13 protein-coding genes are annotated in these 13,492 nt (G+C 73.5%); 6 read left to right on the top strand and 7 right to left on the bottom strand.

Features of this window, described 5'->3' with window-relative positions; genetic code table 11:
• Positions 1-335: 335 nt before the first annotated feature.
• A complete protein-coding gene (locus OHA37_RS02460) occupies positions 336-737 on the top strand; it encodes a YunG family protein (RefSeq protein WP_266901945.1) in 402 nt (133 codons plus the stop codon).
• Between the two features lie 41 nt (positions 738-778).
• Here OHA37_RS02460 and OHA37_RS02455 read toward each other — a convergent pair whose 3' ends face one another.
• A complete protein-coding gene (locus OHA37_RS02455) occupies positions 779-1,441 on the bottom strand; it encodes a response regulator (protein WP_266901943.1) in 663 nt (220 codons plus the stop codon).
• On the bottom strand, positions 1,416-2,588 hold the full coding sequence (locus tag OHA37_RS02450) for a sensor histidine kinase (RefSeq protein WP_266901941.1): 1,173 nt from the start codon (positions 2,586-2,588) through the stop codon (positions 1,416-1,418). Before OHA37_RS02450 ends, OHA37_RS02455 begins: the two co-directional genes overlap by 26 nt.
• A gap of 175 nt (positions 2,589-2,763) precedes the next feature.
• Here OHA37_RS02450 and OHA37_RS02445 point away from each other — a divergent pair, with 175 nt between their 5' ends.
• Together OHA37_RS02445 and OHA37_RS02440 are read left to right on the top strand one after the other, a co-directional pair.
• Positions 2,764-5,004: an MMPL family transporter gene (locus tag OHA37_RS02445; RefSeq protein WP_266901939.1), complete on the top strand. Its 2,241-nt coding sequence runs from the start codon at positions 2,764-2,766 to the stop codon at positions 5,002-5,004.
• Positions 5,005-5,316: 312 nt separating this feature from the next.
• Complete coding sequence (locus OHA37_RS02440) at positions 5,317-6,231, top strand: LysR family transcriptional regulator (protein WP_266901937.1); 915 nt, start codon at positions 5,317-5,319, stop codon at positions 6,229-6,231.
• Positions 6,232-6,527: 296 nt separating this feature from the next.
• Here OHA37_RS02440 and OHA37_RS02435 read toward each other — a convergent pair whose 3' ends face one another.
• Positions 6,528-7,133 (bottom strand): TetR/AcrR family transcriptional regulator, encoded by a 606-nt coding sequence (locus tag OHA37_RS02435; RefSeq protein WP_266901935.1) that lies wholly within the window; start codon positions 7,131-7,133, stop codon positions 6,528-6,530.
• 113 nt (positions 7,134-7,246) lie between these two features.
• On the opposite strand from OHA37_RS02435, the gene OHA37_RS02430 reads away from it, so the two are divergent.
• Complete coding sequence (locus OHA37_RS02430) at positions 7,247-7,507, top strand: DUF6158 family protein (RefSeq protein ID WP_266901933.1); 261 nt, start codon at positions 7,247-7,249, stop codon at positions 7,505-7,507.
• 28 nt (positions 7,508-7,535) lie between these two features.
• Here OHA37_RS02430 and OHA37_RS02425 read toward each other — a convergent pair whose 3' ends face one another.
• On the bottom strand, positions 7,536-7,709 hold the full coding sequence (locus OHA37_RS02425) for a DUF6126 family protein (protein ID WP_266901931.1): 174 nt from the start codon (positions 7,707-7,709) through the stop codon (positions 7,536-7,538).
• A gap of 162 nt (positions 7,710-7,871) precedes the next feature.
• Here OHA37_RS02425 and OHA37_RS02420 point away from each other — a divergent pair, with 162 nt between their 5' ends.
• Positions 7,872-8,429 (top strand): TetR/AcrR family transcriptional regulator, encoded by a 558-nt coding sequence (locus tag OHA37_RS02420; RefSeq protein ID WP_266901929.1) that lies wholly within the window; start codon positions 7,872-7,874, stop codon positions 8,427-8,429.
• A 57-nt stretch (positions 8,430-8,486) separates the two neighbouring features.
• Positions 8,487-10,010 (top strand): MFS transporter, encoded by a 1,524-nt coding sequence (locus tag OHA37_RS02415; protein ID WP_266901927.1) that lies wholly within the window; start codon positions 8,487-8,489, stop codon positions 10,008-10,010.
• Positions 10,011-10,042: 32 nt separating this feature from the next.
• Here OHA37_RS02415 and OHA37_RS02410 read toward each other — a convergent pair whose 3' ends face one another.
• The 3 genes from OHA37_RS02410 to OHA37_RS02400 are packed head-to-tail and all read right to left on the bottom strand — an operon-like array spanning position 10,043 to position 13,490.
• The gene (locus OHA37_RS02410; RefSeq protein WP_266901925.1) at positions 10,043-11,185 is read right to left on the bottom strand and encodes a serine hydrolase domain-containing protein; all 1,143 of its coding nucleotides are present in this window, start codon (positions 11,183-11,185) and stop codon (positions 10,043-10,045) included.
• The gene (locus tag OHA37_RS02405; RefSeq protein ID WP_266901923.1) at positions 11,182-12,978 is read right to left on the bottom strand and encodes a carboxylesterase/lipase family protein; all 1,797 of its coding nucleotides are present in this window, start codon (positions 12,976-12,978) and stop codon (positions 11,182-11,184) included. The genes OHA37_RS02410 and OHA37_RS02405 overlap by 4 nt, the downstream gene beginning before the upstream one ends.
• The gene (locus tag OHA37_RS02400) at positions 12,978-13,490 is read right to left on the bottom strand and encodes a mycothiol transferase (RefSeq protein ID WP_266901921.1); all 513 of its coding nucleotides are present in this window, start codon (positions 13,488-13,490) and stop codon (positions 12,978-12,980) included. Before OHA37_RS02400 ends, OHA37_RS02405 begins: the two co-directional genes overlap by 1 nt.
• Positions 13,491-13,492 lie beyond the last annotated feature (2 nt).

Below are 13,492 nucleotides of genomic sequence, written 5' to 3'. Positions count from 1 at the left end.
CCCGTGGGCCCGGGCCCTCGCGACCCCGAGGGTATGCGCCCCGTGAGGTTCCCGGCATCGCGATGAGAGCCGCCTGACACCCCCCACAGAGCCCGGCCCGGCACCCAGCCGGGCCGGGCTCCGGCGTGCCGGGGCACGGCAGTGGGGGCCGCGACCCCTCGGACCTTTCAGGAAGGTGCTCATGCCCGCTCGGCGAACTCCTCGCGGCCGAACCGGCGCGGGACTGGCACAAACGCGACCGATCGGCGCCCGGACTGACAGGAACGCGACTGACCCGACCGGACGGTCGGCCGAGGTATGGATCTCTGTCAGTGCCGGTTGCGAGGATGAGCGGCATGACGCCTTTCCTTCTGACCGACATCGATCGTGCCGTCCGCAGCAGTTGGAGCGAGCAGACGTGCACACCCGAGTACCGCGACCGGTGGACCCGGGAGAACCCGGCCCGTGACCAGTGCGGTGTGACCGCCATGCTCCTCAACGACCTGCTGGGCGGCGAACTGATCCGCGGCGAGGTCCTCGTCGACGGCGAGCGCGTGGACTACCACTGGTGGAACCGCCTGGGCATGGGCATCGAAATCGACCTCACCCGCGAGCAGTTCGGCCCGGAGGAGAAGATCACCGAGGGCATGGTCGTCCCCCGCCCGCCGGAGAGCGAATGGCGCCGCCTGCGCACGGAGTACCAGGTCCTGCGCGACGCCGTGATGACCAAGCTGACCGGCGACCCCGTGGTCCCCTAGCCCTCTTCTTGGGACTCATGGGACATGGCGCGGCAGCCGGTTCAGGTTCCGGGGAGGATGCGGCGCGTTTCGTAGGCCCACATCGCGATCTCGACCCGGTTGCGGGCGCCGAGTTTGGCCATCAGGCTGGCCAGGTGCGTCTTCACCGTGCTGAGGCTGATGTGCAGTGCATCGGCGATCTCGGTGTTGGTCAGCCCGCGAGCGACGGCGAGGAGCACCTGCTCCTCGCGGGCGGTGACGGGGGAGACCGGCTGGGTCACGGGCCGGCCGGCGGGCAGGTCCGCGAATGCCTCGAGCAGACGGACGGTGACGCTGGGCGCAATGAGCGCCTCACCGCCGGCCGCCGACCGTACGGCCTGGGCCAAGAGGTCCGGTCCCGTGTCCTTGAGGAGGAATCCGCGGGCGCCGGCACGCAGCGCGCCGTAGACGTACTCGTCGAGGTCGAACGTGGTGATGACGACCACGGCCAGCGGGTCGGCGACGCCCGGGCCGGCGACCAGCCGGGTGGCCTCGAGCCCGTCGAGTACGGGCATGCGGATGTCGAACAGGCAGACGTCGGGGCGCAGTTCGCGGGCCAGACGTACCGCCTCCCGCCCGTCGGCGGCCTCGCCGACCACCTCGATGCCGGGCTGGGCGTTCAGCATGATCCGCAACCCGGTGCGGATGATCGTCTGGTCGTCAGCGACGAGGACGCGAATGGACACCGCTCTCGCTCCTCGCTCTCGGCAGTTCGGCGTCGACGTGCCAGCCCCGGTCGGTACCCGGGCCGGCTCGTAGTGTGCCGCCGAGCAGCGTCGCGCGCTCGCGCAATCCGGTAAGTCCGTATCCGTCGCGACCCCGGCCGGTGCGCCGGCCGTTGTCGCGCACGCTCACCCGCACCATGTGCCGTTCCGCGGCGACCCGGACGACGACCTCGGTCGCGTCGACCGCATGGCGCATCGCGTTGGTCACCGACTCCTGCACGATCCGGTAGACGGCCGCGTCCACGGCCGGGGGCAGTGCGTCCAGCTCGCCGGCGAGCCCCAGGTCGATCCTGAGGCGACCACCCGGGGTGCGCACCAGGCGCTCCAGATCCGCGACACCCGCAGGCGGCGCCAGCTCGGCGCCGACCCCGCGGTGGCGCAGCGCGGCGACCATGGCGCGCATTTCCTCCAGCGTGCGCGCCCCTTCCTCCTCGACCCCGTCCAGCGCCTCGACGGCGGCGGACGGGTCGGTACCCGCGAGCACTCGGCCCGCCTGAGCGATGATCACCATGGCCGACACGTGGTGGGCCACCGTGTCGTGCAGTTCCCGGGCGAGCTGCTCGCGCTCGCGGGAGCGCACCTGCTCCAACTGCCGCTCCTGAGCGGTCACACGGAACCGCACGGCAGCCCCGACCACGCCGGGCAGCAGCAGGAAGACGAAGCCCACGACCTTTTCGACCACCGGGGTCGCGTCCGTGACGACACACAGCGCGCCGACCGCGATGATCACCGCACCGCCCAGCACGATCTCCCGTCCCGATCCCCACCGGGGCAGCGCGTACACCAGCACGAGCACGACCGTGCCGGTGTACAGGCCGACGGACTCCTGCGGTGCGGCAACGAGCGAGGCCACCGGAAGCAGGACCACCGAGCCGAACGCCAGCGTCACCACCGCCAGCGGGCGGGTCCGGCGCCACAGGGGCAGCAGGCACAGCCATACGGCGAGCACCACCGCCACCGGCCGCCACACGACGTTCTCGCGCAGGGTGGCCTCCAGCGCCACACCGGCAAGGCCCGCGGTGAGCAGCGCCCAGTCCCGCCGCACCCGGGCGGGCGCGTCGGGCGGCCGGGGTTCGGTCCACAGGGTTCGCAGGTCGTCTCGGAGCACGGTTCTCAGCCTAGAGACCGCGGCGTGCCGCGCATCGGCCGAAAGGACGGGTCGTCACTCCTCCCCGGGGCCGACGGATCCGCGGCCCGCGGGCCGATGCCGCGGAGCGCCGTGGCGACGAGCCTCGGCATCGTCGGCCGTACAAGGACGGCCGACGAGGTGGTTGGAGGACCCGATGCTCTCGAAAGCCCTGTTGCGCCTGGGTACAAGTGCCGCCCGCCATCCCTGGCGGGTGATCACGGCATGGCTGATCGCCGCCACCCTCGCCGTCCTCGCCGCGGTCGCCTTCGGCGGGCGGACCGCGGACTCGATGACCGCTCCGGGGCTGGACTCCCAACGGGCCGCGGAACTGATCGAGCGGGCCGGCACCGGGCAGGAGGGGATGACCGCCCAAGTGGTCGTCACGCCCCTCGACGGCGGTGCGACGTTCTTCGACCACGGCAGCGCGCGCACCGCTCTCACGCGGCTGCAGACCGAGGTGAAGCGGCTGCCGCACGTGCTCGGCACGAGCGACCCGGCGGGGGCACTCGACGCACGCGGGGACACCGCCGTGCGCGGAGGCCTCGTCTCGGCCGACGGGCGGATCGCGGTCGTCCGGGTGCAGTACCCCGACCAGAGCCGGCTGTCGGCCGAAGACCTCGACGCCCTCGTCGAACTCGGCGACCGGCTGCGCCCCGAGCTGCCGCTGCGCATCGAGATGGGCGGAAACCTCTTCTACGCCTTCTCCGACCCCGACGGCGGCACGAGCGAGCTGATCGGCCTCCTCGCCGCGGCCGCGATCCTGTTCCTGGCGTTCGGTTCGCTGGTCGCCGCCGCGCTGCCGATCGGCATGGCGGTCTTCGGGCTGACCATCGGGGTCGCCACGATGACGGTACTGGCGGGGGTGACGGAAGTCCCCACCTTCGCCCCCGTCCTGGGCAGCATGGTCGGGCTCGGAGTGGGCATCGACTACGCGCTGTTCGTGCTCGCGAGGCACCGGGAGTACCTCGCGCGCGGGCTCGATCCGCAGACGGCGGCCGGACGCGCGGTGGCAACGGCGGGGCGGCCTGTGGTCTTCGCCGGCGGCACCGTCGTCGTATCGATCCTCGGCCTGGCGGTCGCGGACGTGCCGTTCATGACGGTGGGCGGGGTTGCCGTCTCGATCGTCGTCCTGACGATGGTGCTCGCGTCGGTGACGCTGCTGCCGGCCTTCCTCGGTGCGGCGGGCCCGCGCCTGGCCCGGGCCGGCCGGATCGGCCGGGCTCTGCGGACCGGGAAGCCGGGCCGGTTCGCACGGCAGCGGGACGCGGTGGCGGGCGCCGCTCCCGCCGCCGGTTGGCGGCGCTGGATCGGGCACGTCAGCCGGCACCCGGTGCCGTACGCGATCGGCGCCGCGGCGCTGCTGCTGACCGCGACGCTGCCCGTGCTCGGCCTGCGCGTCGGCCTGCCCGACGACGGCTCACTGCCCCACAGCCGTACCGAGCGCCGCGCCTACGACCTCGTCGCCGAGGGATTCGGCCCGGGCACCAACGGCCCCCTCGTCATCGCCGTGGACCCCACCGGTGATCCGGGAGTGCTGGACCGACTCGTCGGGGCGGTCGCGGCGGATCCGGGCATCGCATCCGTCGCGCCGACGCACATCGATCGGGCCACCGGCATCGCGACCCTCGTGGTGTTCCCGACCACCAGCCCTCAGGACGAGGCCACGGCCGACACCACGGCCCGGCTGCGCGCCGACGTGCTGCCCACGGCGATCGGGCCCGGCCCGGCCAGGGCCCACGTCGGCGGCGCCACCGCGAGCCTGTCCGATGTGGGCCGACGCACCAGCCAACGCCTGCCGGTGTTCGTCGCCACCGTGCTGGCGGTGTCGTTCCTGCTGCTGATGCTGGTCTTCCGCTCGATACTCGTACCGCTCAAGGCGGTACTGCTGAATCTGCTGAGCATCGGCGCGGCCTACGGCATCATGGTCGCGGTCTTCCAGTGGGGCTGGGGAGGCGCACTCATCGGGCTGGAAGCGACGGTTCCGATCGTGTCGTTCATCCCGATGTTCCTCTTCGCCATCCTGTTCGGCCTGTCGATGGACTACGAGGTGTTCCTCCTCTCCCGCGTACGCGAGGAGTACCTGCGCACCGGCGACAACGGCACGGCGATCGTCGAGGGCGTCTCGGGCACCGCCCGGATCATCACCTCGGCCGCCCTCATCATGGTGGCGGTCTTCCTGTCCTTCGCCGTCGCCGACGACCCCTCCATCAAAATGTTCGGACTCGGCCTGGCCACCGCGATCTTCATCGACGCCACGGTCGTTCGCATGGTGCTGGTACCGGCGACCATGACGCTCCTCGGCCGGGCCAACTGGTGGCTGCCGAAGTGGCTGGACCGGATGCTTCCCCGCGGCCCGGTCGGCACCGACGACACCGACGCGGAACCCGCGGGGTGAGACCCCGCGTCCACGGCCGGTCGGCCGATCGGCAGGTACGGCTCGATGAACTCCCCGTCCGGATGGGTCAGTTGCACTCGTACTCGCGTCGCGTAAGGCCGGCTATCGGGCCGGACCGTGCCGTGAAGGCGCATCCCGCACGTTGAGCACGACTCGATGCGCGCCCTCGTGGCGGCGGGTCGGCACCCGGTTCCGCCCTCGCGATGGCGGGGCCGGGTTGCCGCCCTGGGCCGTGAACTGATCGTCGGACAGCCGGACATCCAAGTCAATCCTCCGGATTTCTCTTAACCCCCCAGGGATATCTTGGGGGTTGTGACCCTCGATGATCTCCGCGTCTTCGTCGCCGTCTGCCGGGCCGGCAGCCTCAGTGCCGTCGCCCGCGACCTCGGCCGCACCCAGTCCGCCGTCAGCCAGCACATCCGCCGTCTGGAGAAGGAGACCGGCACCGCGCTCCTGGAGCGCCATCCGCGCGGGGTGTCGCCCACCGGGGCCGGTCTGATCCTCCGGGCGGCCGCCGCCGACGGCATCGCCGGGCTCGACGGAGCCCTGCGCCGGCTCGACGACCTGGTACGGGGCGACGGCGGCTCGGTCCGCGTCACCACCGGGGCCACCACCGTGCGGCACTTCATGGCCGAGGCGATCGTCGCCTTCCGGCGCGGCCACCCCCGGGCCAGCCTGGAGTTCCAGACCGAGAACTCCAGCCGTAGCTGCTTCGAAGCCCTCTCCGCCGAGGACCTCGACCTCGCGTGGATCACCATCGGCGGCCCCGTGCGGGGCATCGAACAGCGCCCCGTCATGCGGCTGCCCTGGGTTCTGGCGGTCCGCGCCGACGACCCCCTGGCCGCCCGCTCCCGGCTGGAGCCGGCCGACCTCGGCGCCGTCCGCCACATCCGGCTGCCGGAGAACTCCACCTCCCGCGCCCAGCTCGACGCCGCCCTCGCCGAAGCGGGCATCCGGATCAGCTCCGACACCAGCGCCGCCGACTGGGACACCGCCCTCCTCCTCGCCGAACTGGGCCTCGGCCACGCCGTCGTACCGGCGCTGCCCGGCTGGCAGGTCCCCGGATCAGACGGACCGCTGCGCCTCGTGCCGGTCCCCGCGCTGCCGCCGCTCGCCGTCGGCTGGGCCGTCCGGCGCTGGTCCGCCCTCTCCCCGCTCGCCCGCGCCTTCGCCGACGAGGTGGCCCGCAGCTGCGTGGCCCGCGCGACCGTCCCCGGGCAGCCCTGACGACGGCAGTCGTGATGCGGGCAGCCGTGACGAGGGGAGCCGTGACGACGGCAGTCGTGATGCGGGCAGCAGCCCTGCGGCGGCCGGTGCGGTCAGCGCCGTGACCGAAGCCCCGGTCCCCGGCGCCGCCGCGAGGCCGAGGACGCCGGTGAACAGCAGCCGGGTGTGCCCGTACCGGTCGCCCAGCCGGCCGGCGAGGACCAGGAAGGCGGCCAGGCTCAGCAGACCCAGCCTCGCGCCAAGGTCGGGCGACGAGCATCGCGCAGGCGGCGCTGACGCAGAGCGCGAGCCGGGCCTCACGGGCGGCGCACCGGCAGGTGGGCGTCCAGGGCGGCGTCGACCACCCGGTCGACGGAGGCCTCCGGATCGCCGTCGAGGACGAGCGGCAGACGGCCCCAGGCCCACAGCTGCGCCACGCCGTGCAGATTGGCCCAGTACGCGGCGGCGGTGATGCGGGGGGCTTCGGCGGTTCCGCACCGGGCGACCAGGGAGACGAGCAGCTCGAACAGCGGCAGCGTGGAGTCCCGGAGCCGGGCCTGCGGCGGCCCGTCCTGCCCGCTGCCGTCCAGCAGGTCGTGGCGGAACATCAGCTCGAACATGCCGCGGTGCTCCAGCGCGTAGCCGACGTACGCCCGCCCCAGCGCCCGCACCTGCCCGCGCGGGTCGTCCGCCCCCGGGCCCGCCATCGCGGCGGGGATGCGGGAGTCGAGTTCCTCGAACCCGCGCCGGGCGATGGCGGACAGCAGGGCGTGGTGGGTGGCGAAGTACCGCCGGGGAGCCCCGTGGGACACCCCGGCGCGGCGGGCGATCTCGCGCAGCCCGAGCGCGGCGGTCCCTTCGCTCGTCACGAGCTCCACACCGACGTCGATGAGCCGCTCGCGCAGCCCGCTGTCCTGATCCATGGGCAGTGTCTAGCACCGTTCGGTAGACAGTGTCTATCTCTTCCCCTCGGTGATGATGGGATGAGCACGGCCGGGCGAGAGGCCCGGCCCGGCCGAGGGAGAGGTGACCTGCCATGGCGGAGCGCGAAGCCCGCGAGGCCGGGCCGTCGGCGGGCGGGCTGGAAGAGGGCCGCCTGATGAAGGAGCTCGAAGCCATCCACCGCACGCGTCACGAGACCCTGCTGCACGGATCGGAGGACGCGCTGGTCACGCACACCCGGCGGATGGCGGAGCTGGAGCGCGAGTACGTACGCCGCCACCCGGAACGCGCCCAGACCACGGGCCGCACCCGCTCGGGCGCCCGCGCCCGCACGGGAACGGAAGAACAGGGCTGACCCCCCGGAGGGATGTGCGGGCGGGCGTCTACTTCTCGGCGTGCTCGCCCAGCAGGAACAGCAGCCAGACGAACCCGGCGAAGAGGTGCGTGCCGGCGATGTAGAAGAACGCGCGCAGCAGCACGCCGTTCTCCTTCCACTTCTCGTACTTCGCCGCCGCCGCGAGGGCCTGCTCGGAGCCCTGCTTCTCGTCCGTCGTCACCCGAACAGCGTACTGGCGGATCCGCCCGGGATCAGACGGCGTACGGGTGGATCGAGATCGGCTCTCCGATCATGCCAAAGGCCGCGGCGTACGCCTGTCGCGCAACAGACTTGCATCATGTGAGACAAATTTGTATCGTTTGATACGAAGGAGGATCGCCTGATGAACGAAGAAGAGCTGCTGGACGGCGCCGCACGCGTGCTCGCCGGCGATCACAGTGCCTCCATGGCGCACATCGCCGCAGGCATCGGGACCAGCCGCGCCACGCTCAGCCGGCGCTACGCCACCCGCGAGGCGCTCCTCAAGGCCGTCGCCGTCCGGGCCATCGACGTGGTCGACGGGTGCCTCGCCCCCGCCGACCTGGCCGCCGACGCCGACGGAGCGGAGTTCGACGCCGCGCTGGAGCTGCTCGTCACCGGGTTGCTGCCCGCCGCGCACCTGTACGGGTTCACCTCGCGCGATGCCACCGTGCTCGCCGACCCCGAGTTCCGGGCCGGGATCCAGCGCCAGGACCAGCGGGCCCTCGCCTTCCTCGCGCTCGGCCAGCGCCTCGGCCGGCTCCGCGTCGACCTCCCCGCGTACTGGATCTGGTACTCGCTCTGGGGGCTCCTCGACGCCGCCGCCGAGGGCGTCCGCGACGGCCACCTCGCCCGCCGCGACATCGGCCGGCTCGTCCTCGCCTCCTTCCTCAGCGGAACCCGGCCGTCCCCGGCCGCGTGACCCGCGCCCCCCGAACCTCCCGCGTACGACCGTGAAACAACCGTGAACGGAACCCCCATGCACACCCCCACGCAGGACCCGCGCCGCTGGATCGTGCTCACGATCCTCTCCGGCAGTCTCCTGCTCATCTCGATGGACACCACGATCCTCAACGTGGCCTTCCCCTCGCTCGTCGGCGACCTCCAGCCGGGCGCCGTACAGCAGTTGTGGATCATCGACATCTACGCACTCGCCCTCTCCGGGCTGCTGGTCACCGCGGGCGCCCTCGGCGACCGCTGGGGCCGCAAGCGGCTGCTCATGGCGGGCTTCGGCATCTTCGCCCTCGCCTCGCTCATAGCCGTCTTCTCCACCGAGGCCTGGCACGTCATCGCGGCCCGCGCCCTCCTCGGCGTCGGCGGCGCCGCGATCATGCCCTCCACCCTGTCGATCCTGCGCAGCGTCTTCACCGACGCCAAGGAGCGCGCCTTCGCCCTCGCCGTCTGGGCCGCCGTGTTCGGCGGCGGCATGGCCTTCGGCCCCGTCGTCGGCGGTCTGCTCGTCCAGGACTACGGCTGGCACTCCGCCTTCCTCCTCAACCTGCCCGTCACCGCCGTGATCGTCGCGGCCGGCCTGCGCTACCTCCCCGAATCCCGCTCCCCGCGCTCCACCGGCAAGTGGGACTGGACCGGCGTCGGCCAGTCGATCGTCGGCATGCTCGCCCTCGCGGGCGGCATCAAGCAGCTCGGCAAGAGCGGCGTCGCCGACCCGCTGCCCTGGGCCCTGCTGGTCCTCGCCGCCGTCGCGCTGACCCTGTTCGTCCGCCGCCAGCTCCGCGTGGACAACCCGCTGCTCCAGGTCCGGCTCTTCACCAAGCCCGCCTTCAGCGTGGCCGCCACCGCGATCTTCCTGCCCATGGTGGGCATGGGCGCGATCCTGTTCCTGGTCACCCAGTGGTTCCAGTACGGCCAGGGGTACACCCCGCTGGAGGCGGGCCTGCGCCTGCTCCCGGCCCCGCTCGCGCTGATCTGCGCCTCGATGGTCGCCCCGACCCTCATGCAGCGCTTCGCGATCCGCCACGTGCTCGGCGGCGGCCTGGTGGTCCTCGCCGCGGGCATGGCCCTGCCCTGGACCCTCCAGCAGTTCACCGGCCTCGGCTACCCCGCCTTCGCCGTCGCGCTGACCATCATGGGCGTGGGCACGGGCATCGCGACCACCGTCGCCTCGGTCACCCTCATCTCCGCGGCGCCGGCCGACCAGGTCTCCAGCGCCGCCGCCATCGAGGAGACCTGCTACGAACTCGGCTCGGCCATGGGCGTCGCCATCCTCGGCTCCACCGCCGCCACGCTCTACCGGGGCAACCTCCCGGCACTGGACCTGGACTCCACCACCCTGGCCGCCGTACGGGACTCCGTGGGCGAGGCCGCCCACACCGCCGAACAGCTCGGCGGCGGCGTCGGCCGGACCCTGCTCGACGCCGCCTCGCAGGCCTACACCCTCGCGATCACCTCGGCGTTCCTGATGGCCGGTGTCCTCGCGATCGCCGCCGCGGCGACCACCTGGACGCTGATCCCGCGCGACCTGAGGCCGACCGAGAACCACTGAGGGGGAACAGGGAGTGTGGGCGCACCGGCCTCCTAGGCGGCCGCGTACGCCCACACCGCGCGCATCGGCTCCGGCAAGGGCGACGGGCCGGTCAGTTCCCGCTGCGTCAGCAGGATGGTGACGGCCCCCGTCGCGGGCACGATGTGGGCGGCGGTGCCGGTGCCGCCGATCCAGCCGTAGCGGCCGGGTACGTTCCACGGGTCGGCCGGCACAACGTCGACCGACCCGCCGAACCCCCAGCCCTGGCCCTCCAGGAACAGCGCGGCCCCGGCCCGCTGGTCCGGGGTCAGCCAGTCGGTGGTCATCCGCCGCACCGAATCGGCCGAGAGCAGCGGGCCGCCCCCGTCGAGCAGCATCCGGGCGAAGCGGTGGTAGTCGTCGGCCGTGGAGACCAGGCCGCCCGCACCGGACGGGAAGGCGGGCGCGGTGCTCCACTGCCCGTCGGGGCCGTCCACGAGGTCGAGGCCCCCGTCCGGGCCGGCCCGGTAGGAGTGCGTGAACCGGCCCGACTGCCCGGCCGGCACGGTGAACCCGGTGTCGGGCATGTCCAGCGGCTCGAAGATCCGCTCCGCCAGGAACTCCGGCAGCGAGCACCCCGCCACCCGGGCGATCAGCACGCCCAGCACGTCCGAACAGGTGTTGTACAGCCAGGCCTCGCCCGGCTGGTGCAGCATCGGGATCCGGCCCAGCGCGGCCATCCACTCGTCCGGCCCCGGGACCTCCTGCGGCCCGGGCGGGCCCTGGCGCAGCTCGCCGAAGAGCGGTGCGACCGCCGGGAGCGAGAAGTCGGAGGGGAAGCCCCACCCCGCGCGGAAGGTCATCAGGTCGGCCACCGTCACCGGCCGCTTCGCCGGGACCACGTCGTCGACCGGGCTCGCGGGCGTCCGTACGACCATCGGTCGGGCGATCTCCGGCAGCCAGGGCGCGACCGCGTCGGTCAGCGCGAACCGGCCGTCCTCCACCAGCATCATGACCGCCGCCGCCGTGACCGGTTTGGTGAGCGAGGCGATGCGGAAGATCGAGTCGCGGACCATCGGGGCCCCGCCCCCGGCGTCCGCGCCGCCCACGGCGGCCACTTCGGGCTCCTCGCCGTCGCCCCGGTCCACCAGGGCCACCGCCCCCGGCAGGGTCCCGTCGTCCACGTACGTCTGGAGGATGTCCGTCAAACCGGTCACGAGCCCGCCCTTTCGAGAGCGACAGTCTGTCCTGCGGAGTCCCACAGCCCGCAGTGGTGCCGGGCCGCCGCGTCCACCGGGCGGATCGCGCCCGAGGGCCCCGGCGCCAGGGACAGCACGGCGGGGGAGCGCGGCCACCAGGGCCCCGTCCCGGGGGCGTTCGGATCGCCGGTCGCCGCGAACAGGGTCCAGTAGCCGAGCATCCGCTCCGCGAGCATCCGCTGTGCGGAGCTCAGCGGGAGCCCGCTGTCGAAGAGGTACGGCAGCTCGGACCCGTGAGAGGCCCCGAGGGGGAAGCCCGGCACCGGCGGCAGTGAGGCGAAGTCAGGTGCGCTCCGGTCGTCGAACCCGTAGTCGTACGTCGGCACGTGCCGCGCCAGCGCACGGCTGTCCCGCAGCTGCGGGCAGACGAAGGAGGCGTCCGTCAGCACGGCGGCGAAGGCCAGCGCGGGAGTCGGATGGGCCGTCACCGGATAGGCGGCCTCGACGAGCCCGGCCCGCGCCCCGAACGCGGCGCGCAGCCGGGACCGGTAGGCCCGCGGATCGGCGACCGGGTAGGCGGTCAGGGTCTGCCCGAGGAAGATCCGCATCTCGTCGCGGGTCGAGCCCTGCATCACCGGGACCCGGTGGAACTCCCCGCGTTCCAGGGCCCGTCGGGGCTCGGTGGGGAGCAGCGGGGTGCCGTGGGACACCGCGGAGAAGCGCAGCATGAGCTCGGGTGTGGCCAGGGCCTCGGGGGCGAGGCCGCGCAGGCACCGCAGTACCTCCTCGTCCGCCGGCCGGCCGCAGCCGAGCCGGGCCGCCGCGGCGACCCCCTCGGCCACGGTGCGCGGCTCCGGCACGAACGGCTCGTAGGCGGGCAGCGCGGGGAGCCACGAGTGTGCCGGGACGGTGAGCGAGCAGGAGCCGCTCTGCACGATCGCCCGGTGGAACAGACCGGCCGAGGCCGGGGAAGCGAGGTGCATGCAGACGCTCAGGGCGCCGGCGGACTCGCCGAAGACGGTGACGTTGCCGGGATCGCCGCCGAAGCGGGCGGCGTTGGCCCGCACCCAGCGCAGGGCGGCCTGCTGGTCGGCGAGCGCGAAGTCGGGGGCGCCGTGGAGCGCGGGATGCCCGAAGAGCCCGAAGATCCCGAGCCGGTAGTTGACCGTGACGACCACGGCCCCGCCCGCCGAAGCCAGCCGGCCCGGCCGGTACAGGTCCCCGGCGCCGTTCATGAACCCGCCGCCGTGGAACCAGACCATGACGGGCCGGCCGGAGGTGTCCCGGGCCGCCGGCTCCGGAGCCGTCACGTTGAGGAACAGGCAGTCCTCCGAGCCGCTCGGGCCGCCCGGTCCCACCGCGGGCAGCTGCACGCAACGGGCCCCGGGCGCACCGGCGTCCCGTACGTTCGTCCAGCGCGCGGCGGGCTCCGGGAGCCGCCAGCGCAGCGGCCCGGTCGGCGGGGCGGCGTACGGGATGCCCTCGAAGGTGAGGTACCCGGCGGCCTTCCGCCCGCGCACCGCTCCCCGGTCGGTGTCGACGACGGGCCGTTCGGCGGTGCCGGTGCCGGTGCCGCTTCCTGAGCCGGCGTCGGCGTCTGTACCGGCGTCGACACCCGCACCCGAGCGGTGGCCGGTCCCGTCGGCCCGGGCTCGGTCGAGCGGCGCGGAGCCGGCCCGGGCCCAGGCGCGGGCCCCGGTTGCGGCTTCGGGGCCGGGGGAGGGGGAGGGGAAGGGGGCGGTTGGGGGCGTGGCAGCGGGGGCGGCGGCCGCGAGGAGGAGGGCCAGCAGCAGGGCTCCCGCGGACACCATCAGCGGCCCCTCGTCAGCACGCCCCGGACGAAGGCCGCCTGCCCCGCGTGCTGGAGGTCGTCGCCGATCACGCTGACCAGCCGCACCCCGAGGGTCACCGGCGGATCCCACCGTTCGTCGACCACCCGGTCCAGGTCGGCGGCGGACAGCCCCCGCAGGAACCGCTCCGTCTGCGCGTGGACGGCGTCGAAGTACCCCAGCAGGAGCTCCCCCGAGCCGACCCGGACGGCGCCCGCCTCGCGGGCGGTGTGCCCGTAGCCGGTCGAGCCGGGGGGCAGGGCCAGCCCGAACCGCTCTTCCCAGCCCTGCGCGTCCCAGACCTGTTCCCAGCCGGCCGCGTCGGCCACGTGGTCGTCCTGGATCCTGGTCAGGTGCCAGACGAGCCAGGTGATCGAGTTCGCGCCGGGGTCGATCCGCGCATCGAGCTGTCCGGGCTCCAGCCCCTCGACGGCCTCGTGCACCACGCCCCGGATCCGGCCGAACGCGTCGGCCAGTACCTCCGTACCCTTCATGC

Origin of the sequence: Streptomyces sp. NBC_00335 (genome assembly GCF_036127095.1) — a bacterium.
Taxonomy (GTDB): domain Bacteria; phylum Actinomycetota; class Actinomycetes; order Streptomycetales; family Streptomycetaceae; genus Streptomyces.
The sequence above is the reverse complement of the archived record's forward strand: the minus strand, read 5'-3'. Positions and strand labels throughout refer to the sequence as shown.

Coding starts and splice junctions, on each gene's coding strand:
- OHA37_RS02445 (WP_266901939.1), top strand. CDS start 2,764: ATGCTCTCGAAAGCCCTGTTGCGCCTGGGTACAAGTGCCGCCCGCCAT.
- OHA37_RS02435 (WP_266901935.1), bottom strand. CDS start 7,133: ATGGATCAGGACAGCGGGCTGCGCGAGCGGCTCATCGACGTCGGTGTG.
- OHA37_RS02430 (WP_266901933.1), top strand. CDS start 7,247: ATGGCGGAGCGCGAAGCCCGCGAGGCCGGGCCGTCGGCGGGCGGGCTG.
- OHA37_RS02415 (WP_266901927.1), top strand. CDS start 8,487: ATGCACACCCCCACGCAGGACCCGCGCCGCTGGATCGTGCTCACGATC.
- OHA37_RS02420 (WP_266901929.1), top strand. CDS start 7,872: ATGAACGAAGAAGAGCTGCTGGACGGCGCCGCACGCGTGCTCGCCGGC.
- OHA37_RS02460 (WP_266901945.1), top strand. CDS start 336: ATGACGCCTTTCCTTCTGACCGACATCGATCGTGCCGTCCGCAGCAGT.
- OHA37_RS02400 (WP_266901921.1), bottom strand. CDS start 13,490: ATGAAGGGTACGGAGGTACTGGCCGACGCGTTCGGCCGGATCCGGGGC.
- OHA37_RS02405 (WP_266901923.1), bottom strand. CDS start 12,978: ATGGTGTCCGCGGGAGCCCTGCTGCTGGCCCTCCTCCTCGCGGCCGCC.